Source organism: Stenotrophomonas indicatrix (genome assembly GCF_050573115.1).
Classification (GTDB): Bacteria; Pseudomonadota; Gammaproteobacteria; order Xanthomonadales; family Xanthomonadaceae; genus Stenotrophomonas; species Stenotrophomonas lactitubi_A.
This window is the reverse complement of record NZ_JBNYZT010000007.1, coordinates 47,391-71,336: the sequence shown is the minus strand read 5'-3', so window position 1 is coordinate 71,336 and position 23,946 is coordinate 47,391. Positions and strand designations below refer to the sequence as shown.

Annotated in this window: 17 protein-coding genes; 6 read left to right on the top strand and 11 right to left on the bottom strand. The window is 67.4% G+C overall.

The genetic code is table 11. The annotated features are described in order from the left end of the window. Nucleotides 1-66 precede the first annotated feature (66 nt). Nucleotides 67-4,521 carry a glutamate synthase large subunit gene (gene gltB, locus ACQ5SA_RS16230; protein WP_499314985.1) on the top strand — a complete coding sequence of 1,485 codons (4,455 nt, stop codon included), beginning with the start codon at nt 67-69 and terminating at the stop codon, nt 4,519-4,521. A gap of 105 nt (nt 4,522-4,626) precedes the next feature. Further along, complete coding sequence (locus ACQ5SA_RS16225; RefSeq protein ID WP_499314984.1) at nt 4,627-6,072, top strand: FAD-dependent oxidoreductase; 1,446 nt, start codon at nt 4,627-4,629, stop codon at nt 6,070-6,072. Here the strand turns inward: ACQ5SA_RS16225 and ACQ5SA_RS16220 are convergent. Beyond that, the gene (locus ACQ5SA_RS16220) at nt 6,058-8,490 is read right to left on the bottom strand and encodes an ATP-binding protein (protein WP_499314982.1); all 2,433 of its coding nucleotides are present in this window, start codon (nt 8,488-8,490) and stop codon (nt 6,058-6,060) included. The genes ACQ5SA_RS16225 and ACQ5SA_RS16220 overlap by 15 nt on opposite strands. 154 nt (nt 8,491-8,644) lie before the next feature. Here ACQ5SA_RS16220 and ACQ5SA_RS16215 point away from each other — a divergent pair, with 154 nt between their 5' ends. Further along, nucleotides 8,645-9,514: a methylglyoxal synthase gene (locus ACQ5SA_RS16215; RefSeq protein ID WP_230111468.1), complete on the top strand. Its 870-nt coding sequence runs from the start codon at nt 8,645-8,647 to the stop codon at nt 9,512-9,514. Between the two features lie 441 nt (nt 9,515-9,955). Here the strand turns inward: ACQ5SA_RS16215 and ACQ5SA_RS16210 are convergent, their stop codons facing one another. Genes ACQ5SA_RS16210 through ttcA form a run of 3 tightly spaced genes read right to left on the bottom strand, consistent with a single transcriptional unit; the run spans nt 9,956 to nt 12,633 of the window. Next, the gene (locus tag ACQ5SA_RS16210) at nt 9,956-10,735 is read right to left on the bottom strand and encodes a M48 family metallopeptidase (protein WP_499314981.1); all 780 of its coding nucleotides are present in this window, start codon (nt 10,733-10,735) and stop codon (nt 9,956-9,958) included. Nucleotides 10,736-10,794: 59 nt separating this feature from the next. Further along, on the bottom strand, nt 10,795-11,700 hold the full coding sequence (locus tag ACQ5SA_RS16205) for a recombination-associated protein RdgC (protein ID WP_089241793.1): 906 nt from the start codon (nt 11,698-11,700) through the stop codon (nt 10,795-10,797). A 36-nt stretch (nt 11,701-11,736) separates the two neighbouring features. Next, nucleotides 11,737-12,633, bottom strand: a complete 897-nt coding sequence (gene ttcA, locus ACQ5SA_RS16200; RefSeq protein WP_230111464.1) for a tRNA 2-thiocytidine(32) synthetase TtcA — start codon at nt 12,631-12,633, stop codon at nt 11,737-11,739. A gap of 90 nt (nt 12,634-12,723) precedes the next feature. Here ttcA and ACQ5SA_RS16195 point away from each other — a divergent pair, with 90 nt between their 5' ends. Then, nucleotides 12,724-12,927: a YdcH family protein gene (locus tag ACQ5SA_RS16195; protein ID WP_353098232.1), complete on the top strand. Its 204-nt coding sequence runs from the start codon at nt 12,724-12,726 to the stop codon at nt 12,925-12,927. Nucleotides 12,928-13,018: 91 nt separating this feature from the next. Here the strand turns inward: ACQ5SA_RS16195 and ACQ5SA_RS16190 are convergent, their stop codons facing one another. The 5 genes from ACQ5SA_RS16190 to ACQ5SA_RS16170 form a co-directional block, all read right to left on the bottom strand. Beyond that, nucleotides 13,019-13,375 (bottom strand): hypothetical protein, encoded by a 357-nt coding sequence (locus tag ACQ5SA_RS16190; RefSeq protein WP_353098233.1) that lies wholly within the window; start codon nt 13,373-13,375, stop codon nt 13,019-13,021. Beyond that, nucleotides 13,372-16,008: a glycerol-3-phosphate 1-O-acyltransferase PlsB gene (plsB, locus tag ACQ5SA_RS16185; RefSeq protein WP_499314979.1), complete on the bottom strand. Its 2,637-nt coding sequence runs from the start codon at nt 16,006-16,008 to the stop codon at nt 13,372-13,374. The genes ACQ5SA_RS16190 and plsB overlap by 4 nt, the downstream gene beginning before the upstream one ends. Next, a complete protein-coding gene (locus ACQ5SA_RS16180) occupies nt 16,008-16,961 on the bottom strand; it encodes a hypothetical protein (RefSeq protein ID WP_499314977.1) in 954 nt (317 codons plus the stop codon). Before ACQ5SA_RS16180 ends, plsB begins: the two co-directional genes overlap by 1 nt. Before the next feature lie 515 nt (nt 16,962-17,476). After that, nucleotides 17,477-18,202: an orotidine-5'-phosphate decarboxylase gene (pyrF, locus tag ACQ5SA_RS16175; RefSeq protein WP_499314975.1), complete on the bottom strand. Its 726-nt coding sequence runs from the start codon at nt 18,200-18,202 to the stop codon at nt 17,477-17,479. Next, nucleotides 18,199-19,119 carry a 5'-nucleotidase, lipoprotein e(P4) family gene (locus ACQ5SA_RS16170; protein WP_100554315.1) on the bottom strand — a complete coding sequence of 307 codons (921 nt, stop codon included), beginning with the start codon at nt 19,117-19,119 and terminating at the stop codon, nt 18,199-18,201. Before ACQ5SA_RS16170 ends, pyrF begins: the two co-directional genes overlap by 4 nt. A 100-nt stretch (nt 19,120-19,219) precedes the next feature. Here ACQ5SA_RS16170 and ACQ5SA_RS16165 point away from each other — a divergent pair, with 100 nt between their 5' ends. Then, nucleotides 19,220-19,870: a YceH family protein gene (locus ACQ5SA_RS16165; RefSeq protein ID WP_499314973.1), complete on the top strand. Its 651-nt coding sequence runs from the start codon at nt 19,220-19,222 to the stop codon at nt 19,868-19,870. A gap of 103 nt (nt 19,871-19,973) precedes the next feature. Here the strand turns inward: ACQ5SA_RS16165 and ACQ5SA_RS16160 are convergent, their stop codons facing one another. Both ACQ5SA_RS16160 and ACQ5SA_RS16155 read right to left on the bottom strand, forming a co-directional pair. Continuing rightward, nucleotides 19,974-20,501 carry a GNAT family N-acetyltransferase gene (locus ACQ5SA_RS16160; RefSeq protein WP_499314972.1) on the bottom strand — a complete coding sequence of 176 codons (528 nt, stop codon included), beginning with the start codon at nt 20,499-20,501 and terminating at the stop codon, nt 19,974-19,976. A gap of 261 nt (nt 20,502-20,762) precedes the next feature. Further along, nucleotides 20,763-22,739: a UvrD-helicase domain-containing protein gene (locus ACQ5SA_RS16155; RefSeq protein WP_499314970.1), complete on the bottom strand. Its 1,977-nt coding sequence runs from the start codon at nt 22,737-22,739 to the stop codon at nt 20,763-20,765. A gap of 102 nt (nt 22,740-22,841) precedes the next feature. Here ACQ5SA_RS16155 and ACQ5SA_RS16150 point away from each other — a divergent pair, with 102 nt between their 5' ends. Next, nucleotides 22,842-23,462, top strand: coding sequence for a thymidine kinase (locus ACQ5SA_RS16150; protein ID WP_108266019.1), 621 nt, complete (start codon nt 22,842-22,844; stop codon nt 23,460-23,462). Nucleotides 23,463-23,946: the final 484 nt, after the last annotated feature.

Sequence of the window (23,946 nt, the reverse complement as noted above, 5' to 3'; positions counted from 1 at the left end):
TGATGCGCTCCAGGGAGTGAGCGGGCACGAGTGTCCCTGCTCATTTCATTACGCATCGAGGTAGAGATGGCCCCCCGCAACCGCCAAGGGCTTTACGACCCGCGCTCCGAGCGCGATGCCTGTGGATTTGGCATGGTCGCCCAGCTCGACGACCAGCCTTCGCGCCTGCTGGTCGATACCGCCATCGCCGCGCTTTCGCGCATGACCCACCGCGGTGGTGTCGCTGCCGATGGCCTGACCGGTGATGGCTGCGGTCTGTTGCTGCGTCGCCCCGATGCCTTCCTGAAACTGCTGGCCAGCGAAGCGGGCATCGCCGTCGGCGCGCGCTTCACCGCGGGCCTCGTGTTCCTGCCGCACGATGCCGACGCCGCGCAGGCCTGCCGCACGCAGCTGCAGCAGCAGATCGAGGCGGTGGGCTGCAAGGTGGCCGGCTGGCGCGACGTACCGACCGACGACAGCGTCTGCGGCCAACTGGCACGCGACACCCTGCCGCGCATCGAACAGGTGTTCGTCGATGCCGGCGTCGGACAGGATGACGCCGGCTTCGGCCTTGCCCTGTTCCTGGCCCGCCGCCGCAGCGAGCAGCTGCTGCGCGCGCACGCCGACTACTACGTCACCACGCTCAGCCCCAATGCCATCAGCTACAAGGGCATGGTGCTGCCGGACAAGCTCAGCCGTTTCTTCCCGGACCTGCAGCGCCGCGAACTGGCCTCCAGCGCCATCGTGTTCCACCAGCGCTTTTCCACCAATACGCTGCCGCGCTGGCCGCTGGCACACCCGTTCCGGATGCTCGCCCACAACGGCGAGATCAACACCATCGAAGGCAACCGCCGCTGGGCACAGGCACGCAGCAAGGTGTGGAAGACGCCGCGCTTCGACATCGGCGAATTCGACCCGGTCATTTCCATGCACGGCTCGGATTCGCAGAGCCTGGACAACATGCTGGAACTGATGGTGTCCGCCGGCATGGAGCTGATCCAGGCGCTGCGCATCCTGGTGCCGCCGGCAACGCAGTCGCTGGAATTCAAGGACCCGGACCTGGCCGCGTTCTACGAGTTCCACGGCCTCAACAGCGAACCGTGGGACGGCCCGGCCGGCATCGTCGCCTGTGACAGCCGCTACGCGGTGTGTACCCTCGACCGCAACGGCCTGCGCCCGGCGCGCTGGATGCTGACCGCTGATCGCCACTTCCTGGTTGCCTCCGAAGCAGGCGTCTGGGAAGTGCCGACCGAGCGCGTGGTGCGCAAGGGCAAGCTCGGCCCGGGCGAGATGATCGCCATCGACCTCAAGCGCGGCGACCTGCTCGATTCCGATGCCATCGACCGCATCAACCGCGGCCGTGCGCCGTACAAGCAGTGGCTGCAGCAGGGCGTCACCTACCTGCAGACCGAACTGATCGACCCGTCGCTGGTGGAAGAACCGTTCGACGAAAGCACCCTGCGCAGTTACCACAAGCTGTACCAGCTCAGCAGCGAGGAAGTGGAGCAGGTGCTGCGGCCGCTGGCCGAGACCGAACAGGAAGCCACCGGCTCGATGGGCGATGACACGCCGATGGCCGTGCTCAGCCAGCGCAGCCGCCCGCTGTACGACTACTTCCGCCAGGCCTTCGCGCAGGTCACCAACCCGCCGATCGACCCGCTGCGCGAAGACTGCGCGATGTCCCTGTCCACCCAGCTCGGCAAGGAGACCAACATCTTCCATGCCGGCCCGGAGACAGTGAACCACGTCATCCTCAATTCGCCGGTGCTGAGCCAGCGCAAGCTGCGCCAGCTGCTGAAGATGGACCAGTACGTGCAGGCCAACCGCCTGCTCGACCTGTCCTACAGCGAAGACGAAGGCCTGCGTGCGGGCATCGAACGCATCTGCGCCGAAGCCGAACAGGCCGCGCGCGATGGCATGGTGATGCTGCTGCTGTCCGACCGCTACCCGGTGGCCGGGCGGCCGATGGTGCATGCGCTGCTGGCCACCAGTGCGGTCCACCACCACCTGTCACGCCTGGGCCTGCGCTGCGACGTCAACCTGATCGTCGAGACCGGCAGCGCGCGCGACGCGCACCACATGGCCTGCCTGCTCGGCTTCGGTGCCACGGCGGTGTACCCGTATCTGGCCTACCAGACCCTGTTCGACCTCGGTCGTCGCGGCATCCTCAAGTTGAGCAAGGGTGGCGAGCAGTCGCAGATCGGCCGCCGCTACCGCAAGGGCATCTACAAGGGCCTGTCGAAGATCATCTCGAAGATGGGCATCTGCACCGTGGCCAGCTATCGCGGTGCGCAGCTGTTCGAGATCATCGGCCTGGAACCGGAGGTCGTGGATCTGTGCTTCCCCGATACCGCCTCGCGCATCGGTGGCGCCGGCTTCGCGCGCTTGGATGCCGATGCACGTGAACTGTGCGCGCAGGCCTGGGATGCGCAGCAGGGCGTGGATGTCGGTGGCCTGCTGAAGTATGTGCACGGCGGCGAATACCACATGTACAACCCGGACGTGGTGACCACCCTGCAGCGCGCGGCGCGCAGCGGTGACCCACGCGCGTGGCAGCAGTACTGCGATGCCGTGCATGCGCGCCCACCGTCTGCGCTGCGCGACCTGCTGCAGCTGGTGCCGGCGGTGACGCCGACGCCACTGGACGAGGTGGCGCCGGCCAGCGAGCTGTTCCCGCGCTTCGATACCGCAGCGATCAGCCTCGGTGCGCTCTCGCCCGAGGCGCATGAAGCACTGGCGATTGCGATGAACCGCCTCGGCGGCCGCAGCAATTCCGGCGAAGGTGGCGAAGACCCGGCACGCTATGGCACCGACAAGCGCAGCAAGATCAAGCAGGTGGCGTCCGGCCGCTTCGGCGTCACCGCCGAATACCTGGTCAATGCCGAAGTGCTGCAGATCAAGGTCGCCCAGGGCGCCAAGCCCGGCGAAGGCGGGCAGCTGCCCGGGCACAAGGTCAATGAACTGATCGCGCGGCTGCGCTATGCCAAGCCCGGCATCGGCCTGATCTCGCCGCCGCCGCACCACGACATCTACTCCATCGAAGACCTGGCGCAGCTGATCTACGACCTCAAGCAGGTCAACCCGACCGCGCTGGTGTCGGTGAAGCTGGTCAGCCATGCCGGCGTCGGCACGATCGCTGCGGGCGTGGTCAAGGCCGGTGCCGACCTCATCACCATTTCCGGCCACGACGGCGGCACCGGTGCTTCACCGGTCAGCTCGATCCGCTATGCCGGCGTGCCGTGGGAGCTGGGCATCGCCGAGGCGCACCAGGCATTGGTGGCCAACGATCTGCGCGGGCGCACCCTGCTGCAGACCGACGGCGGCCTGAAGACCGGCCTGGATGTGGTCAAGGCCGCACTGCTGGGCGCGGACAGCTTCGGCTTCGGCACCGCGCCGATGATCGTGCTGGGCTGCAAATACCTGCGCATCTGCCACCTCAACAACTGCGCCACAGGCGTGGCCACCCAGGACGAGCGCCTGCGCGAGAACCATTTCACCGGGCAGCCCGAGCGCGTGGAGAACTTCTTCCGCCTGCTGGCCGAGGAAGTGCGCGGCTGGCTGTCGGTGCTGGGTGCACGCTCGCTGCAGGAGATCGTCGGCCGTACCGACCTGCTGCGCCAGCTTGACGTCTCGCCGCGCGAAGACGTACGCGTGGATCTGTCGCGGCTGCTGGCCGATGCCAGTTACGAAGGCAGCCACTGCGCCGCACAGCGCCTGTACGAATCCCCGGACAGTCTGGCCACGCAGATGGATGGCCTGCTGGCCGAGGCCATCGAACACAAGCGCGGCGGCGAGCATCGCTTCCTGATCCACAACACCGACCGCAGCATCGGCACCCGCTTGGCCGGCGCCGTGGCGCGCGCGCACGGCAACCAGGGCATGGCCGAATCGCCGCTGGAGCTGCGCTTCCGTGGCAGCGCCGGACAGAGCTTCGGCGCCTTCAATGTCGGCGGCCTGCATCTGGAAGTGGAAGGGGAAGCCAACGACTACGTCGGCAAGGGCATGGCCGGCGGCCGCCTGGTGGTGCGTCCGCCGCGTGGCGCACGCTTCGAGGCACGCAGCACCGCGATCATCGGCAACACCTGCCTCTACGGCGCCACCGGTGGCGAGCTGTTTGCCGCCGGCCGTGCCGGTGAGCGTTTCGCCGTGCGCAACTCCGGCGCACTGGCGGTGGTGGAAGGTGCCGGCGATCACTGCTGCGAATACATGACCGACGGCGTGGTGCTGGTGCTGGGCAAAGTCGGTCTCAACTTCGGTGCCGGCTTCACCGGTGGCCTGGCCTACGTGCTGGACGTGGACCGCGATTTCGTCGACCGCTACAACCACGAACTGATCGACATCCATCGCGTGTCCGCCGAGGGCTTCGAGAACTACCGCCAGCACCTGCACCGTCTGATCGGGCGTCATCGCGAGCTGACTGGCAGCATCTGGGCGCAGCAGATCATGGACGAGTTCCGCGATTACATCGGCAAGTTCTGGCTGGTCAAACCCAAGGCCGCCAGCATCGAATCGCTCACCGAAACCCTGCGCCGCGCAGCGTGACACACCGCACATGACGGATGCGCCGCATGCACTGGGCGCACCGGCTTCCCCACCGCTGTAGTGCCGGCCGCTGGCCGGCAACCGGAAAACACCACAGAGCCCGCCATGAGCCGCAAGCACGCCTTCCAGTTCCTCGACCTGCCCCGGACCATGCCGCAACGCATCCCGGTCGAACTGCGCACCTCCGGCGACTGGGGCGAGCTGTACGGAAAGTTCGGCAAGGAAGATGCGCAGTACCAGGCCGGCCGTTGCCTGGACTGCGGCAACCCGTACTGCAGTTGGAAGTGCCCGGTGCACAACGCCATTCCGCAATGGCTGCAGCTGGTGCAGGAAAACCGCATCCATGAAGCGGCCACGCTGTGCCACAGCACCAACCCGCTGCCGGAAGTGTGTGGCCGGGTGTGCCCCCAGGACCGTCTGTGCGAAGGCAGCTGCACGCTGGAGGAGTTTGGCGCGGTCACCATCGGCGCGGTGGAGAAGTACATCGTCGACACCGCCCTGGCCACCGGCTGGCGCCCGGATATGACTGCGGTGCAGCCCACTGGCCACACGGTGGCGGTAATCGGTGCCGGCCCGGCAGGCCTGGCCTGTGCCGATCGTCTGGCGCATGCCGGCATCACCGCGGTGGTCTACGACCGCTACGAACAGGTCGGTGGCCTGCTGCAGTTCGGCATTCCCAGCTTCAAGCTGGACAAGGACGTGATCCGCCGTCGTCGCGACGTGCTTGAGGGCATGGGCGTGCAGTTCCGCCTCGGCGTGGAGATCGGCCGCGACGTCAGCCTGCAGCAGCTGCTGGACACCCATGATGCGGTGTTCGTCGGTACCGGCGCCTACCGCTATACCGATGGTGGCCTGGACGGCCAGGACCTGAAGGGCGTGCTGCCGGCGCTGCCGTTCCTGGTGCAGAACAGCCGCATCGTCGGCGGCGATGATCCGCAAGGCCGGCCGATCGCCGGCTGGGAAGACACCATCGCCCTGCCCGACCTCAACGGCAAGCGCGTGGTGGTGCTGGGCGGTGGTGATACCGGCATGGACTGCGTGCGCAGCGCGGTGCGGCTGGGTGCGGCCAAGGTCACCTGCGCCTACCGCCGCGATGAAGCCAACATGCCGGGCAGCGCGCGCGAAGTGGCCAATGCACGCGAGGAAGGCGTGCGCTTCCTGTTCAACCGCCAGCCGCTGTCGATCGAAGCCGGTGCCGACGACGAAGTGATCGGGGTCACCGTCATCGAAACGCGGCTGGGCGAACCCGATGCCAATGGCCGCCAGAACGCGGTGCAGATCGAAGGCAGCGAGTCGCTGCTGGAAGCGGACGTGGTGATCATCGCGTTCGGCTTCTCGCCCAGCGTGCCGTCGTGGCTGGCCGAGCATGGCGTGGAGGGCCAGGCCAACGGCCGCATCCTCGCTGGAGGCCAAGGCAAGCTGCCCTTCCAGACCGCCCATCCCCGCCTGTTCGCCGGTGGCGACGCGGTGCGCGGCGCCGACCTGGTGGTGACCGCGGTGGCCGAAGGTCGCGACGCCGCTGCCAGCATCGCGCGACTACTGGCGCACTGACAGACCGACCGGCGGCATCAGTACTGCGGCGAGGGTGGCGTGCAGTGCTGGGCGGTCGACCGGCTTGGCGATGAAGCGATCGATGCCGGCGTCGTGACAGGCCTGGCGGGTACTGTCGAGCACGCTGGCGGTCAACGCGATGATCGGTACCCGTGCCGCGTCGTCCCGTGGATCGGCGCGGATGGCGCGGGCCAGGGCAAAGCCGTCCATGCCCGGCATGTGGCAGTCGGTGATGACCAACGCGAACCGGTGTGTCTGCCACGCCTCCCACGCTTGCTCGCCATTGGCGGTGGCATGCACCTGCAGGCCCATATCCCGCAGACGCCGGACCAGCAACTGCAGGTTGGTGGGATGGTCCTCGGCAACCAGTACCCGTACCGGCGGCAGCGTGGGCAGGTCAGCGGCCTCGCCGCGATGCTCCGCCGATGGCGCCTCGCAGGCGGGCAGGTACAGGTCCAGCCACACCGTGGTACCCGCGCCCGGCGTGCTGCACAGCTGCAGTTGCCCGCCCATCGACGCCGCCAGTTCCCGGCAGATCGCCAGGCCCAGGCCGCTGCCACCGAAGCGCCGGGTGGTGGAGGCGTCGGCCTGGGTAAACGCTGCGAATACCGCCCGCTGGCGCTCTCGACTGATGCCCACACCGGTATCGGTCACCTGCAGCCGCACCTGCTGGCCGTGCTCGCGCTGCTGCTGCACCCGCACCTGCAGATCCACGCCACCCTGCAGAGTGAACTTCAGCGCGTTGCCCGCCAGGTTGAACAGGATCTGGCGCAGGCGCAGCCCATCCGCCAACGATCCCTGCTGCAGCGCAGGATCCACGTCGCAGCGCAGATGCAGCCCCTTGCTTGCCGCCACCGGCACCAGCAGGCGCTGCACTGCCCGCAGCAGCTCGGCCAGGTCGGTGGGCAGACACTGCGGTGGCTGTGGGCCAGACTGCAGGCGCTGGCTGTGCAGCACGTCGTCAAGGATCTGCCGCAACATCTGCGCCGCATCATCGATGGTCGCCAGTACCTGACGCTGGCGCGCATCCAGTGCGCCGCTGCCGAAACACTCCAGCGTTCCCAGCAAGGTGCTCATCGGCGTGCGGATCTCGTGGCTCATGGTGGCCAGGAAATGGGTCTTTGCGACAGCATCCTGCTCCGCGTCGCGCCGGGCGTCGTTCAATGCCTGCGTACGCGCGCGCGCCTCGGTGACGTCCATCCAGTACCCGCTCCATTCCACTCCGCTGTCGCTGCAGGCGATGGGTCGCCCGTGTGAACGTACCCAGCGCCAGCCATTGGGACCACGCGTGCGGAAAGTGACGTCGATGGGCCCGCGCACCAGCGCAGCGGCGTCTACGCAGGCCAGCACCGAGCGGCGATCCTGCGGATGGACTGCCGCCAGCAGGCTTCCATGGTCGACCCGCGCGGTATCCACGCTGATCCCGAACAGGGCATGCACGTCACCAGCAATGTGGGGAACGCTGTACTCGCCGGTACTGCTGCGCCGCGCCTGGTACACCACCGCCGGCAGGTTGGCGGTGACCTCCTGCAGGCGCTGCTCCAGCGCCTGCCTGCGCTGGCCTTCGCGGTGCAGTCGCCAGTATCCGAACGCATACACCAGGCCCATTGTCAGCAGCACCAGCAGCACCGTGATCGACCCGCGCAGCGGCGACACCGGCGCGCGGCCAGGGCGAGGGGATGTCGAGATCCAGTGTGCCTGCAATGCCTCGCGCTGCTCGTGCGTCATGCCTGCCTGCAACTGGTTGAAGCGGGCCACCAGGTGCGCGCACGCCGGCAGCGCGGCCAGGACCAGTGCGTCGCTGAAGCCGGCTGGCGCCGCCACGTCCAGCACGTCGCCAGACCGATTGCGCAGGGTGGCTTCCACTTCCACCAGGTTGCCCACCACCGCATCGATCTGGCCGCTGATCAGCAGCTGCAGTGCCTTGTCCAACGCCGCCACCTGCAGCAGCGGCACGTCCGCGCCCGTTTCCTCCAGCACCCTGGCAAGCGGCACGATGTCGGGGCTGGCCACGCCGTGACCGTGCAGTCCGTCCAGGCCGATGATCGACCGCGCATCGGGGCGGCGCACGATCACCTGCGGCACCTGCAGGTACGGCACGCTGGCCACCCAGCCTTTGGGCTTCTGCGCACGCGGCCAGCCGAGCACGGCGTGGGTACCGGCAGGCAGCGCAGCGGCGGCCAGCGCCGTCGCCGCGACCGGTGTGGCGCGCAGCGTGGGGTACTGTTCCTGCAGCAGCGCCAGGTAGGCGGCCACCAGGCCGTGTGGCTGGTTGTCCAGACTGGACGACAGCGGTGCACGGTCACCGGGATAGGCGAGCAGGATGGGGCCTTCGCACTGCCCGGCCCAGGCCGGCGCCGACAACAGCGACAGGGCGACGATGCGGGCCAGGCGGCCAGCGACATTCACGGTGGACATCCTCATGTCGCAGGCAGGGGCGTGGCCGTATCGCGATACGACCTCTTGCCACGCTAGCGACCCCCTTCCCAGCAACAATGAGGAAATTTGTAAAACCCTCCGAAACCGCCAATAGCGACATACACTGCCGCTTCTACCGATCCCGGAGCTTTCGATGCGCATCGGCCTGGCCGCCAACCGTCTCCATCACAACGACGCGCGCGCGGCACTGTTCCGCTGGCTGCGCGCCAGCGAACCCGGGCTGCGCGAACTGGGCGTGACATTGTGTGCGGTCGGCCGTACCCATGATGCGATCCAGCGCAACGGTTTCCTTGCCGGTTACGACGGCCTTCAGCGCTACCCGTACGGTCGCGAAGGCGGGTTGATGAAGCTGGTGGCCGAAGTGGTGGGGATGGGTGCCGAGCGTACGCTGGACGGTGCGGTCTATCTGATGGATCCGGTCGACCCTTCCTCGGTGTTCCCCGAAGCAACCGCGCTCAAACGCCAGTGCGTGATCCACGGCAAGCCTTTCATTTCCACCGTGGCCACTGCCCGCGACTGGATCGAGGTGGAGCGGGTCCATGCCGGGTTGGCCGCCGATGCCGGCGCCGACGACCTGCACGCGTTCGAAGTGCAGACGCTGGCGTTGATCGCGCACGATGCGATGAAGCCGGCGATGCTGGCGTTCGCCGATGAACACTTCGACGTGCTGGCGCGCTTCGGCGAGCGCGTGGCCACCGGCACCACCGGCCAGCGCTTGAACGAGTTGGCCTGGAGCCGCGGTTGGCCTGCGGATACGGCATGGGTGACGCGCTACCAGAGCGGCCCGATGGGCGGCGATGCGCAGATTGCCGACCGCGTGCTGGAAGGTCGTTGCCAGCGTGCGATCTTCTTCGAGGATCCGCATGTGGCGCGCCAGCACGAAGCGGATATCCAGCTGCTGGAGCGGGCGGTGACCACGGTGACCGATCAGGCGGTGTGCATCACCGCTCCGCGGGTGGCGGCGCGATGGGCGGAGGCGGCGGCATTGCGCGTGGGTCGATGAGGTTTTCGGCCAACGGCTGAGCCCCTCGTGGTGGTCGTTCAAATCAAAAGCCGTGCTTGGCCGGACGGGTGGGCCATGCAGGGGACGCTGCAAGTCCCCCTCCGGGGCCCGGCCCAGCCGCTGGCGGCTGTGCGTTCGGTCGCTTGCGAAGCAGTGCTTCGCAAGCAAAGCACCCTCACCCTTGTAAGCTCGATGGCGCCATCCATGGCGCCAACGCCCCTGCATGCCCCACCCGCCCGACCTCAGACAGTTTCCGTGCCACCACGGAAGAGAAGAAGAAGAGCACGAGCAAAGCGGGTCGCGCGTTGTGCGCGCTTAAGCAGCCGCAGCCCATGCTCGGCTGCTCGATACCCTCTCTGGAGTGGAGCCCCTTCTGTTGAAGGGGCGCGCCGAAGGCGGGGGTAGAGGAGGAATGCGCGGGCAGCTGCTGTAGCGCGAGCGCTACAGCAGCTGCCGAAGCATTGCCTTGAGGCGTCGCCCTTCCAGCTGGAAATAGTCGCGCTGCGCGCGCCAGTCGGGGAAGCGCTGTTCCACTTCGTGCCAGAAGGCGGGTGAGTGGTTGGCCTGGATCAGGTGGCAGAGTTCGTGCACCAGCACGTATTCGAACGCGGCGGGGCGGCCCAGTACCAGTGCCAGATCCAACGCCATGCTGCCGTCAGGGGCCAGCGAGCCCCATTGCGAGGACATCACCTTCAAGCGCAGGCGGCTGGGCGCGCGCGGCAGGCCGGGCAGGTACTTCGGCAACCAGCGGCCGACATCGGCGCGGGTCTGTGCTTCGTAGAACTCGCGCAGCAGGCGACGCAGGGTCGCGTCGCCGCCACGGCTCGGCCATTGCACGCAGGCGCCGTGTTCGTCGATTTCCAGCCGTGCGTAGCGGCCTTCCTGCCAGCGCAGCGGCAACAGTTCACCGCGCAGCGGCAGCACGCCTTCGATGCCGGGCTGCAACGCGGCGGGCAGACCATGCCCCTGGTAAAGGCGCAGCTGCAGGCCCAACCAGTCGCGGTGCTGTTCGAGGAAACGCTCGCCCATCACCAGGCTGGCGCGCGGCGGCAGTGTCAGTCGTGCACCGCGCTCATCGACGCTGAGCTTGATCCGGCGCGCGCGCGGATCACGCACGCGCAGTACCTCGATCTCGACATCCTCCAGCCGCAGGCGAACGGTGTCGCGCTGTACGGTGGCGGCAGGGACCGGCGAGATCAGGCGGCGCAGCAGACGGCTCATGGTCCCAGCATAGCGCTGCGCGAGGCCGCCGGATGACCGGCGGCCGACGGCATGCCTGTTCAGTCAGCCTTGCTGAGCTTGAAGGCTTCTTCGAGCAGCAGGAACAGGCGGCGGATCTCCGCGCTCTGCAGGGCGAAGCGGGCGTCGAACTCGGCGCGGCGGCCGTCTTCGTCGGCGTGCTCCAGCTGGTCCAGTGCGCCGTCCAGGAACTTCAGCTTGCGCACGATCAGGTCGTCGCCCAGCACGAAGGACAGGTTGTCCTCGAACACCAGGGCCAGCTTGGTCACCTGCTTGCCGGCGTCCAGGTGCTTGTCGATCTCGTCACAGCGCAGTTCCTGGTGCTGGCACTTGACCACCGCGCCGCCTTCCACCGGGTCCTTCATCTCGCACTCTTCGCCCAGGCTGAAGCCGGTGGGCAGGGGCTCGCCGGCGATCCAGCCGGTCAGGATCGAGCGCGGCGCGACTTCGGCATTCAGCGGCATCGCCGGGAAGCTGCCGAGCAGGCCACGGATGTCGGACATGAAGTATTCGCCGGTCTTGCGGCTGGAGGTGTCCACCACCACGTAGCCGTGCAACTGGTCGATGAAGGCGTCGTTGCGCGAGGACTTCACGAAGGCGCGCGGCAGCAGTTCATGCAGCAGGTCGTCCTTCATGCGCTTGCGCTCGCGGCCACCGGGGCGGCGGCCTTCCTTCTCTTCGATCTCTTCCAGCTTGCGCTCGAGCAGGTCGTTGACCACCGCGCCGGGCAGGATCTTGTCCTCGCCACCGACGGTCAGCCACAGGTGTTCGGCAATGCGGTGCGAGAGAGCTTCCTTCTCTTCGCGGCCGAACGGCGAGATGAAACCACGCGAGTTCATTTCCAGTGCGCCGACCGGCTTGAGCAGGGCGTGCGGCAGCAGGGTATCGACTTCGGAAAAATCAGTGGAGGTCGGGAAGCGGAAGAACGTCAGGTTGCGAAAGAACATGGAATTCCGGTGTCTGAAGAAGAAGGGCGCCCGACCTTAAACGGCAGGCGTCTCGGGAACTGCGTCGGCCAGCCAGGCATCGGCATGCGCCGCATCGCCACGGCGGCCCAGGGCCATGAAATCGAACAAGGCGGCATCGGCCAGCTGCGCAGGTCGCACGTCGGCCATCGCCCGTGCGATCTGTTCGATGCGCCCGGGATGGTCCTGGTCCCACTGCTTGAGCATCAGGCCGACCTGCCGACGCTGCAGGTTTTCCTGGCTGCCACACAGTGTGCAGGGAATGATCGGGAAACGGCGGGCCTGCGCGTACTGCGCGATGTCGTGCTCGCGCACGTACGCCAGCGGGCGGATCACCACGTGCTGTCCATCGTCGCTGAGCAGCTTCGGTGGCATGGCGGCCAGCTTGGCATGGTGGAACAGGTTCAGGAAAAACGTAGCCACCACGTCATCGCAATGATGGCCCAGGGCGATCTTGCTGAAGCCGTGCACCTTGGCGTGGTTGTACAGCGCGCCACGGCGCAGGCGCGAGCACAGCGAACACATCGTCCGGCCCTCCGGGATGACCCGGCTGACCACCGAATAGGTGTCCTGCTCGATGATCTGGTACGGCACGCCCAGCCCGGCCAGGTACTCCGGCAGGACATGCTCGGGGAACCCGGGCTGTTTCTGGTCCAGGTTCACCGCCACCAGTTCGAACGGCACTGGCGCCTTTTTCTGCAGCTGCAGCAGCATGTCCAGCAGGGTGTAGCTGTCCTTGCCGCCGGACAGGCAGACCATGACCTTGTCGCCCGCTTCGATCATGCCGAAGTCGGCGATGGCCTGGCCAACCTGGCGGCGCAGACGCCTGCCCAGCTTGTCCGCCCCGTGCCCGGCCACGCGCGGATCGCGCGAAATGCGCTGCGGGGGATCGGGCAGGGAGATCACGGCGGACATGGGTCCATTCTACCGGCTTGCGGCAGCCCGGACCCGGGGTCGGGATTCCCCTCTCCCGGCAGTCATCGTGGCTGTGTATGCTCGGAGACCGTGGACACCTACAGCCCCGCCGAAATCGTCGAACACCTCGTCGCCCTGCGTGCCGAGCATCGCTCGCTGGATGAACAGATCACGCGTATGGCCGCCAACGGCGAAGATGAGCTGGAGTTCAAGCGCCTGAAGCGGCGCAAGCTGCAGTTGAAGGACTGCATCACCAAGCTGGAAAGCCTGCAGATTCCAGACGAGCCGGCGTAACCGGTGGCCCATCCACGCATGGCGTGGATCTACTGCAGCCCCACGCCCGGCGCCCGGTAGATCCACGCCATGCGTGGCTTGGGGCCCTGCATCAACGCGGCAGTGCCAGCTCCGCACTCCATGCCGCCTCGTCGTCCACAGTCAGATCACAGCGGCGCACGTTATCGGCACCGGCACAGCGCAGCCCCAGCGGATGGCCGTACCAGTCACCGGCAAGACCCTGCCGAGCTGCGGGTTCATCGCCGCTGATGCGCACCTCGCCAGCCAGCCACAGGCGGTAGTGCGCCGGCTGCCCCACCTTTGCCTCGACACACAGGCGCACCGGCGCATCGGCCAGTCGCCCCGGCAGGGTGTCGTCCACACAGGCTTCTGCAGCCTGCACCGACGTCACCGCCAAGCCTCCGGCCGCAATCAGCGCGGCCAGGGTCGACAGGCGCCGCAGGTTCAATCCTGCGGTGCCGGTTCGTCCGGGCGCGCCGCTTCCGGGCTGACCCGTTCGATGGTGTGGCGCAGTTCGCGGCCGAGGATGAACTTGGCATCCTTGGCCCAGGCGTCCAGGCGATCGTCGAACAACAGCTTGCTGTTCTCGTCCGGCCACACCAGGCGCAGCTCGCGCAGCTTCTGGATGAACCCGCGGAACAGCGACTTGTCGAAGAACTCCGGCGCGGCCGGCGCATAGAGCAGGCTCAGGCGCTGCGCGGCCTGCTGGCACAGGCTTTCCAGCTCGGCGGCGCCGAGCGTGCCCGGGCCGTTCTTCACCAGCACCGAAATGGCGATGTAATAGCGCTCGAACGCCTGCTGCAGCGAATGGCCGATCGCCCGCAGGCGGAACACTTCGTCGGTCTGCCCGGTGTTGCGCGCGAGGATACCGCCGTCGTCTTCGTTGACGTTCTGCAGCAGGCCCTCACGCACGAACACGTCGATGGTCTGGTCGATGCGCTGGGCGAACTCGTCCTCGGTCCACGGCAGGAACAGTTCGGCCTGCAGGAACGGGTACACCGTGCGGCCCAGCTGCACCAGGCCGGTGCGGCTCATGCGGCGATTGTTCTGGAAGCAACAGGCCACCCACGACGACGCGGTGAACAGGTGCACCACGTTGTTGCGGAAGTAGCTCAGCAGCACCGCGGTATCGCCGCTGACGCTGAGCACGTCGCCCAGCGGGTGCTTGATGCGGGTAAGGACGTTGATCTCTTCGGCGTGGGCGATGATCCGCTCCGGCGAGTGCGGGGTCACCGTCACACGGCCCGAATACGGCATCTCGACCAGCAGGGTCTTGCACAGCTCGATCTGCGCGATCAGGTCGGCCTCGCCCATCGCATGCTTGGGCGTGGACAGCAGGGCCAGCGCCAGCAGGTTGATCGGATTGACGTCGGCGGCACCGTTGATGCGCACCTGGATGCGTTCGGCCAAGGTGTCGACGGTGGTCGACAGCCACGAGGGCTTCTCGTCCTCGGACACCGCTTCGCCGCCCCACTCCGGTGCCTTCTCGGCCAGCACGTCGTTCAGCGCGATCGGCTCACCGAAGTTCACCACCACCTGGCCGTAGTTCTGCTTGAGCACCTTGGGGATGCCCCACAGCAGCTGCCAGATCGATTCCTTTTCCTTCGGCCGCCCGGACAGTTCATCCAGGTAGCTGCCGCCCTCCATCAGCTTCTCGTAGCCGATGTAGATGGGCTGGAACAGCACCGGCTTGCGCGGCTGGCGCAGGAAGGCGCGCAGGGTCATCGAGATCATGCCGCCCTTGGGCTGCAGCAGGCGACCGGTACGCGAGCGCCCGCCCTCGACGAAGTACTCGATGGAATAGCCGCCTGCGACCAGCTGCGCGACGTACTCGCTGAGCACCGCCGAATACAGCGCGTTGCCGCGGATCGAGCGGCGGATGAAGAACGCACCGCCCTTGCGCAGCAGGGTGCCGACCACCGGCAGGTTCAGGTTGATGCCGGCCACGATGTGCGGCGGCACGATGCCGCGGTCGTACAGCAGGTAGGACAGCAGCAGGTAATCCATGTGGCTGCGGTGGCTGGGCACGTAGACCACTTCGTGGCCCGGTGCAGCGGCCTTGAACTTGTCCAGGTGGTGCACCAGCACGCCGGCGTAGATGCGGTTCCACACGTGGCTGAGCATGAAGCTGGCCGAACGCACCGCCGGACTGGAATAGTCCGCGGCGATTTCCCAGGCGTAGGCATGCGCCTTCTTCCAGGCATCGCTGGTTTTGCTGTTGTCGCGCTTGGCCTGGGAGGCGATCGCTTCGCGCACCGTCTCGGCGGCCAGCACCTGGTCCACCAGCAGGCGCCGGGTCGACAGGTCAGGACCGATCACCGACTCGCGGATGCGGCGGAAATGGGTACGCAGCACGCGCTGCAGCTTGCGCACCGTACGCTCGGGCTCCAGGCCCTCGTCGATGGTCGAGCGCAGCGAGATCGGCGGTGCGAAGCGGACGATGGTGTTGCGGCCGTTCAGCAGCAGGCCGAGCAGGCGGCGGAAGCGGCCGACCAGCGCCCAGTTTTCCGAGAACAGCACGGCGAACCAGCCGCTCTGCTTGTCCGGGGCGCGGCCGACGAAGATCGATACCGGCACCAGGTGCACATCCAGGTCGTCGCGCACGCGATGGGCCTGCAGGACCTTGGCCAGCGAATCGGAATGGGTCTTGGCGCCGCGCTGCTCGGGAATCAGCGAGTTGCTGGAACTGCGGCGCGACAGGGCCAGATAGGCGCGCTTGCGGCCGGTGGGGTCACCGGCCAGTGGCACCAGCGGCGACGGCAGGCCGGCCTGGCGACAGGCCTTGTCCAGGATCAGCGCGTTGGACAGGCCGTAATCTTCCAGCACGTACATGACCGGGCGGCCATCGTTGTACTGGCCCGGGTCTTCCGGCTCGATCTTCAGCGACAGCCATGGCTCCACCAGGCGCCCGAGCAGGCGTGCCCACAGTGGGCGGCGGCCGGCAGGACGCGCGTGCACGGGCGTCGCCGCCGGCGGCGTGCCGGCGTCGGTCGAGGGGGACGCCGGCGCCGTGTCGGCGGGCGTCGGCTGGGATTCTTCGCCGGGGAACGGCAGCGGGTTCTGTTTCGACATCGACGTCATTATGGCTTAGCCGATGGTGTTGCCGCTTCCCCATCGGTTGACGGGGGGGCGACAGGGTCCGGAGCAGCGGCGGCGCGCGCCGCGTCAGCCTGTCGCAGCAGGGCGTCGGTGTCGGCCAGAGTGCGGGTCAGGTACCAGTGACCCTCACGCCGGCTCAGCGGCACCTGCACGGTCATCGCGCGCCCGGCAAGCTCGTACTGCAGGCGCACCAGAGCGTTGTCGCCTTCCACCGACAGCAGCTCACCACGCACGCTGCGCAGCGCCTCGTCCACGCCCAGCCCGTAGCTGGCCAGCACGGCCTTCACCGTATGGATGAACGGCGCCAGCTGCTGCAGGCTGCCTTCCATGCCCGCGGCCTGCAGGCCGGCGTCATCCTGGAAACCGACCTTGGCCGCCGCACCGACGAGGGCGGCGATGCTGCTGCGGGCTCTGGCACGGTCGCTGATGGGCGCGTCCTGGGCCCAGGCCGCCAGGGTCTGCACCAGCTGGATATAGTGCGCCTGCTGGCCGGGCGTATAGCCCTTCTGGTGCCGCAGGTACTGCACACCGAAATTGCCCATCGACTGCGCGGCCTGGCGCACGGCGCGGGCCTGGCCAGCCAGCTGGCGGTCGAAACTGCGCTGCAGCTGCACGTTGGCGCCGGGCTCACGCAGCGCCGCCAGCATCGGCAGCAACTGGTCGCCAAGCGGCAGTCCGGTCAGCGGCCACTGGCTGTGGCCGTCGGCCCAGGCCTGCTGCAGGCGCTGATACTGGCTGGGCGGCACCGACAGCTTTGCGTAGCCGACCAGATCGTCCTCGGCCAGTCGTTGCGCCATTGCCTGTACTGCGGCGACAGGTTCGGCCGGCGCGGCGGCCGGATCACTGCCGGATTCACGGCACGCGGCGATGGCCAGCAGCAGCATGGCCGCCAGCCCCCATCCCCGCGCAGACCTTCCTCGCACTACAACGCTCATGCAATCGGACTCCCCGGACCGGTCCGCATCTTGCGGCCTGCGACGTGACAGCGGCAAGCCGGGGCGTCACGGTTTCTGCCAAGGCCCCCACTGCGCGGTGGCTCCATGCCGCGCGCCGACGAGCCTCCCGGTACCGCGCGGACAAAAAAAAGAGCCCGGATCACAGAGATCGCAGACTCTTCAAACCGGCGCAAGGCCGGTGGACAGTGTTGTGGCGCATGTCCGGCCCGAAGACCGGATGGCGGCGATCCTACGCTGCCCGCAAAGTTAACGCAACACATGACAAAACATCATTCAACTTATTGATTTTATTGGATCGGTCGCGTCACCAGATCCCTTCAATGAAATCTACGGCATGTTTTCCGGCGATTCGGGCATAAACGTCGCGGTCGCCGGCACACCGTTTCCCCGGCCCGGGCCGGGTGCGTCAGGGCAACAGGCATAAACGAGAACGCCACCCCGCATTCGACGGGATGGCGTTCGTGGTGCCGCCGTAGCCGCCTTCGCGGCGGTGCTCAGCGCGTGGCCAACGCCGTCGCGATTTCCTGCTGGATCGCGCGTGCGGCGGCCTGCGGATCTGATGCCAGGCGGATTGGACGACCGACCACGATGGCATCGGCGCCATCGGCAAAGGCCTGCGCCACCCCCACGGTACGCTTCTGGTCATCGCCGACCGGGCCACCGGGGCGGATGCCCGGGCACACGATCGAGAAGCCGGCGCCGGTCGCGGCGCGGATCGGACCCGCTTCCTGGCCGGAGGCGATCACACCGTCGATGCCAGCGGCCTGTGCGGCCAGCGCGCGCTCGACCACGACCTCCACCGGCTCGCGGTCGATGCCCATCTGCGCCAGGTCCGGGCGGCCCATCGAGGTCAGCACGGTCACCGCCAGCAGGCGCATGTCGCCGCTGTTGGCGGCCGCGCAGGCCTCCATCATCGCCGGGTGCCAGCCGTGGATGGTGGCGTAGCTGACCGGCCACTGCGCCAGGCGCTTGATCACCGCTGCGGCGGTGGCGGGGATGTCGAAGAACTTGAGGTCGACGAACACGCGCTTGTTGCGGCGTGCCAGTTCGTCCAGCACCTGGAAGTACTCGCCGGAGGCGAGCAGTTCCATGCCGATCTTGTAGAACGCCACGCTGTCGCCAAGGCGGTCGACCCACTCCAGCGCCTGCACGCGGTCAGGCACGTCCAGCGCGAAGATCAGACGCTCGTCGTCACGCAGCGGCAGCGGGGCGCGGCTCACGGCGCGTAGTCCAGCGCGGCGCGCTTGGCGTCATGACGGGCTTGGCGCGACTGCGAGTAATCGTTGTTGAACTGCGCCGGTTCGAAGCCGCCGTAGGTCGGGTTCGGCAGCATCCACCAGCGCTCGCCGAACCAGTCGTGGTACTGCTGCAGCAGCGCGTCGCGGCCATCATTGGTGTTGGCGGTCACTTCCACGAAGTCACCCAGCTGGTCGCCGAACTGCATCAGCACGCGGTACTTCTGGCCGGCCAGGCGGCGGCGGCAGTTCTTCTCGCTGCCGGCCTGCTCGCAGCCTTCGACCACGGTGCCCAGGCCGAGGAACACGCTGTCATCGGCCACCGGCAGGCCCTGCTCGCGCAGGTTGGCCAGGGTCGCGTCCTTCAGGTGCACGGCGCGGTTGGAGATGTACAGCAGGGTCACGCCCTTGGCGTTGGCAGCCTTGGCGAAATCGACCACGCCGGGAATGGCCTTGGCCTTCTTTTCGGCAACCCACTGGTCCCAGCTGAGTTCGTCGTATTCCTTACCGTCACGCACCAGGCGCGCCTGGTAGGGCGAGTTGTCCAGCACGGTCTCATCCACGTCCAGCACCACGGCCGGCTTCAGGCCCTTGGCCTCGTTGCCGCGCTCTTCCGGCACCAGCGCATCCCAGTGGGCTTCCTTCAGCGCGACGTCCAGGTGGTCGGCGGCCGCGCGGTAGGTCTGCTCGGTGATCGCCTTGTATTCCTGCGCGCGCTGCATCCACAGCACGGCATTGAGGTTGTCGTTGGCGGTCGCATCGAGCGCGCCGTCAGCCTTGGCGGCAGCGGCCGGCGCTTGCGGGGTGGCGGCTTCGGCAGGCGCTTCCACGCGCTTGCAGGCGGACAGGCCCAGCGCCGCGGTGGCGAGCAGGGTCAAAGACAGGGACACAGGACGACGCATGGATTCACCGGCAATCAGATATACCCGCCCATTTTACCGGCAAAGGCGCTGCCGGGACGGCTATGCTTGGTGGTTGACCTGTTGTCTTCCGGAAGCCGCCATGACCGACCCTGCCCAGACCCCCGACGTTCCGCTGCTGGATGCCGTACAGGCGCGCCTGCTGGGCTGCCTGGTGGAGAAGGAAGCCACCACCCCGGATACCTACCCGCTGACGGTCAATGCCGCGCAATCGGCCGCCAACCAGAAGACCGCCCGCGAGCCGGTGATGAACGTGAGCGCCGGCAGCGTGGAACATGCGCTGCGTCAGCTGGAGACCCTGGGCCTGGCCCGCCAGCACTTCTCCTCGCGCGCCGATCGCTACGAGCACCGCCTGCAGAGCACGCTGGACCTGACCCGGCAGCAGACCGTGCTGCTGGCCCTGCTGCTGCTGCGCGGGCCGCAGACGCTGGGCGAACTGGTCACCCGTGCCGAGCGCCTGCACCGCTTCGCCGATACCGACGAAGCCCGCCACGCCATCGAGCGGCTGCAGCAGCGCGGGTTGCTGGTGGTGCTGCCGCGCGCCAGCGGCCAACGCGAAGACCGCTACATGCACCTGCTGTGCGGTGAAGTGGACGGCGCTGCGTTGGCGGCGAAGTACGCCAGCAGTGGCGGCGGTGCAGAGTCTGCCGACCCCGGCCTGGCTGAGCGTGTGGCCCAGCTGGAAGCGGCCGTGGCCGAGCTGCAGGCGCAGCTGGCGGAGCTGCGCGGCTGAAGCAGCCCGCCGGGCATGGCCCGGCGCTACCGCAGGTGCATCTGGTAGTGCCGGCCGCTGGCCGGCATCCAGGCATGATCGGGTTGCCGGCCAGCGGCCGGCACTACCCGATGTCGGCCGCGCCCAAGGTAGCGAACAACCGGCTGGGTGTTTCAATGCCCGGCAGCTGGATGACCCCGCGCTCGCGCATGCCGAGACCCAGCAACACCTTCGCCGAGACGTCGTTGTCCAGATCGGTGATGCCGTAGAGATCCTGCAGGCCCAGCGCCGTGCGTGCGTGATTGAACACCGCCCGCGCCGCCTCGCTCGCATAGCCCTGCCCGGCGAATTCCGACAGCACCGCGTAGCCGATATCCGGCGCCGGCAACCCCTCACGGCGCACCAGCCCAGCGTTGCCCAGCCACGCCCCATCGGACAGCCGCTCGATCGCATACATGCCGAAGCCATTCAACGCATAGCTGTGCAGCACCCGCAGCGCGATGTACTCCCGCGCCTGCTCTTCGTCGCGCACGTTGCGGTCACCGATGAAACGGACGAAGCCCGGATCGTTGAGCAGCGCCAGCATCGGCACCGCATCACGGTCCGGTTCAATGGCCCGCAGACGCAGGCGTTCGCTTTCAATGGAATGCACGCGCAGACCTCCAGCCGAAACCCCGATTCTGCCTCAACGCCCGGCTGTTGATTTTGATTTTCTTTGCATTGCCGTGGCAGGACGCGCCCGGAATCTGTCAGAGGCCGGTCGGGGTGGGTTCGCGGGGGTATCCGCGCCATGGATGGCGCGGCTAAGCCCCCAGGGACGGGTTCACGGCGTCCCCCGCGGACCCACCCCGACCGGCCACACCGCGGAGCCAGCGCGCGCTCCACCACGGAGGGGCGGCGCCGTTGGAGCGCCTTAGTCGAACAACGCCTCGATCGCCGCCAACCCCGCCGTCGCCCGTTCCTTCTTCCGCACCGCATCCGCCACCGGATCCGCGCCGTCGCGCTGGATCTCCTCGGCCGGGATCTCCTCGAAGAAGCGGCTCGGCTTCAACCGCACATGCTCACCGAACTTGCGGGTCAGCTTGCTGTAGCTCATCCACAGCTGGATCTTGGCGCGGGTGATGCCCACGTACAGCAGGCGCCGCTCTTCCTGCAGGTTACCCTCGTCCAGGCTGACCTGGTGCGGCAGCACGCCGTCCTCGCAGCCGACGATGAACACGTAAGGGAATTCCAGACCCTTGGAACCATGCATGGTCATCATCCGCACCTGGTTGCCACCCTCGTCCTTGTCGCTACGCGACAGCAGCGCCAGCTGGCCAGCGAGATCGGCGGCGGTGGCGCCGCGCGGGCCGCCCTCAAACCACTGCGCCAGTTCTTCGATGTTGTTGGCGCGGCGCTGGTAGCTGGCTTCTTCCTTGGCCTGCTGCCGCAGCTCGCTGAGCAGGCCCGATTCCTTGGCGACCTTGCGGATCATGTCGCCGGAGCTGATCTGCCGCGTCTGCGCGCGCAGGTCACGCAGGATGTCGGTGAAACGCGCCAGGCTGTTGGCCGCGCGCGGTGGCAACTGTTGCAGCGCGCCGATCGCCTCGGCCGCCTGTGCCATCGGCATATCCTTTTCCGAGGCCAGTTCGGCCAGCTTGGCCAGGGTACCGGCGCCGACCTCACGTTTGGGCGATTGCACCGCACGCAGGAACGCGGTGTCGTCGTCCGGGTTCACCAGCAACCGCAGCCACGCCAGCGTGTCCTTCACTTCCTGGCGCTCCAGGAACATGGTGCCGCCGCTCAGGTGGTAAGGGATACGCAGCAGCTGCATCGCCTTTTCCAGCGGGCGCGATTGGAAATTGCCACGGAACAGGATGCAGAAATCACTCCACGGCACATTGCGGGTCTGCGCCACGAACGCGATCTCGGCAGCGACCTTCTCCGCCTCATGTTCACTGTTGCGGCATTCCCACACGCGGATACGCTCGCCGTCAGCCTGGTCGCTCCACAGCTTCTTCAGATGCTCATGCGGGTTGTTGGCGATCAACGCGTTGGCTGCGCGCAGCACGCGGTTGGAACAGCGGTAGTTCTGCTCCAGCTTGATGATCTCCAGCGCCGGGTAGTCGCGCCCCATCTGCTGCAGGTTTTCCGGGTTGGCACCGCGCCAGGCGTAGATCGACTGGTCGTCGTCACCCACGCAGGTGAAGTTGCCCTTGTCGCCGGCCAGCTGCCTGAGCAGACGATACTGGGCGTCGTTGGTGTCCTGGCATTCGTCGACCAGCAGGTAGCCGATGCGCTCGCGCCAGGCCACCGCGATCTCCGGGTTCTCTTCCAGGATCTGCACCGGCAGCCGGATCAGGTCGTCGAAATCGACGGCGTTGAAGGCGCTCAGGCGCAGCTGGTAGCGCTCGTAGATGCCGGCCGCTTCCTTCTCGCGGTTGCTGCGCGCAGCGGCCATCGCCTGCTCCGGCGACAGGCCGGCGTTCTTGGCGCGCGACACCAGGTTCTTCATGTCCTCGATGTCGTCCGGCTTGGCGCCATACATCAGGTCCTTGATCTGCGCGGCCGCGTCATCGGCATCGAAGATCGAAAAACCACGCTTGAGCCCAACCGCGGCATGCTCGATCTGCAGGAACTTCAGGCCCAGCGCATGGAAGGTGCAGATGGTCACTTCATCGGCATCCTGCTCGCGCAGGCGCTTGGCCACGCGCTCGCGCATTTCCTTGGCCGATTTGTTGGTGAAGGTGATCGCGGCGATGCGCCGGGCCGGGTAGCGGCCACAGCCGATCAGATGGGCGATCTTTTCCACGATCACGCGTGTCTTGCCACTGCCGGCGCCGGCGAGCACCAGCAGCGGTCCTTCGATGTGGAGGACGGCGGCAGCTTGGGGGGGATTGAGACCGTGCATTGGGTGGGGATTGTAGCGGGCGTTGATGGCGGCCACAGCCGCCGGCCGGTGGGCTTGCTGAACGGCTTCGGCCGGCGCCGGGTGGCGTCGTACAATCGGCCGATGGCCAAGCTCTATTTCTACTATTCGGCGATGAATGCCGGCAAGACCACCACCCTGCTGCAGAGCGCGCACAACTACCGCGAGCGCGGCATGCGCGTGGCGATCCTGACCCCGCGCCTGGACGACCGTGCCGGCGCGGGCGTGGTCGCCTCGCGGATCGGCCTGCGCGCCGACGGCATGGCCTTCGAACGCGACACCGACCTGCAGCAGTGGGTCGCGCAGGATCTGCAGGCCAACGGGCCGCTGGGCTGCGTACTGGTGGACGAGGCGCAGTTCCTCAGCCGCAGCCAGGTCTGGCAGCTCAGCGAGGTGGTCGACCAGTTGCGCATCCCGGTGCTGTGCTATGGCCTGCGCACCGATTTTCGCGGCGAGTTGTTCGAGGGCAGCCAATACCTGCTGGCCTGGGCCGACGAGATGCAGGAGATCAAGACGATCTGCCACAGCGGCAAGAAGGCGACCATGACCGTGCGCGTGGACGAACACGGCCATGCCGTGCAGGACGGCCCGCAGGTGGAGATCGGTGGCAACGAGCGCTACGTGTCGGTCAGCCGCGCCGAGTTCAAGAAGATCACCCGTGGCGAGGGCCGGATCGACCCGGCGCAGGCACCGCTGCCGCTGTAAGGGTTTTTCGGCAGGGCTGCGCCCTGCACCCGCAGAGGCCGGCGCAACGGCAACGGCAACGTCAAAAGCTGGCACTCCGTGGGATGGCGGGGCGGTGTCGGATAGCGGGGACGCCGTAAACCCATCCATGGGGGCTTGGCAGCCGCATCCATGCGGCTGACACCCCGCAATCCGACACCACCCCACCTCTGACAGTTTCCCGGTGTCTGGTAGATCCACGCCATGCGTGGATGAATCTCCATCGAAATGGAATATTTCGAATATTTCGAATTGGGATCGAAGAGCATCCACGCATGGCGTGGATCTACGTGTCGACCAAGGTCGACACCCACCAAGAGCAGGCCATGCCATCCCGACAGATCGCGGAAATCTGTCGAAGGCGGGGTGGGTCCGATTGCGGGGGTGTCCGCGGCATGGATGCCGCGGCCAAGCCCCCATGGATGGGTTCACGGCGTCCCCCGCAATCGGACCCACCCCGCCATTC

Bases quoted from the DNA above. Each gene is read 5' to 3' on its own strand.
- ACQ5SA_RS16220 (WP_499314982.1), bottom strand. From the start codon at position 8,490: ATGTCCACCGTGAATGTCGCTGGCCGCCTGGCCCGCATCGTCGCCCTG.
- ACQ5SA_RS16225 (WP_499314984.1), top strand. From the start codon at position 4,627: ATGAGCCGCAAGCACGCCTTCCAGTTCCTCGACCTGCCCCGGACCATG.
- ttcA (WP_230111464.1), bottom strand. From the start codon at position 12,633: ATGTCCGCCGTGATCTCCCTGCCCGATCCCCCGCAGCGCATTTCGCGC.
- ACQ5SA_RS16165 (WP_499314973.1), top strand. From the start codon at position 19,220: ATGACCGACCCTGCCCAGACCCCCGACGTTCCGCTGCTGGATGCCGTA.
- plsB (WP_499314979.1), bottom strand. From the start codon at position 16,008: ATGACGTCGATGTCGAAACAGAACCCGCTGCCGTTCCCCGGCGAAGAA.
- ACQ5SA_RS16215 (WP_230111468.1), top strand. From the start codon at position 8,645: ATGCGCATCGGCCTGGCCGCCAACCGTCTCCATCACAACGACGCGCGC.
- ACQ5SA_RS16170 (WP_100554315.1), bottom strand. From the start codon at position 19,119: ATGCGTCGTCCTGTGTCCCTGTCTTTGACCCTGCTCGCCACCGCGGCG.
- ACQ5SA_RS16205 (WP_089241793.1), bottom strand. From the start codon at position 11,700: ATGTTCTTTCGCAACCTGACGTTCTTCCGCTTCCCGACCTCCACTGAT.
- ACQ5SA_RS16210 (WP_499314981.1), bottom strand. From the start codon at position 10,735: ATGAGCCGTCTGCTGCGCCGCCTGATCTCGCCGGTCCCTGCCGCCACC.
- ACQ5SA_RS16180 (WP_499314977.1), bottom strand. From the start codon at position 16,961: ATGAGCGTTGTAGTGCGAGGAAGGTCTGCGCGGGGATGGGGGCTGGCG.
- gltB (WP_499314985.1), top strand. From the start codon at position 67: ATGGCCCCCCGCAACCGCCAAGGGCTTTACGACCCGCGCTCCGAGCGC.
- ACQ5SA_RS16150 (WP_108266019.1), top strand. From the start codon at position 22,842: ATGGCCAAGCTCTATTTCTACTATTCGGCGATGAATGCCGGCAAGACC.
- ACQ5SA_RS16155 (WP_499314970.1), bottom strand. From the start codon at position 22,739: ATGCACGGTCTCAATCCCCCCCAAGCTGCCGCCGTCCTCCACATCGAA.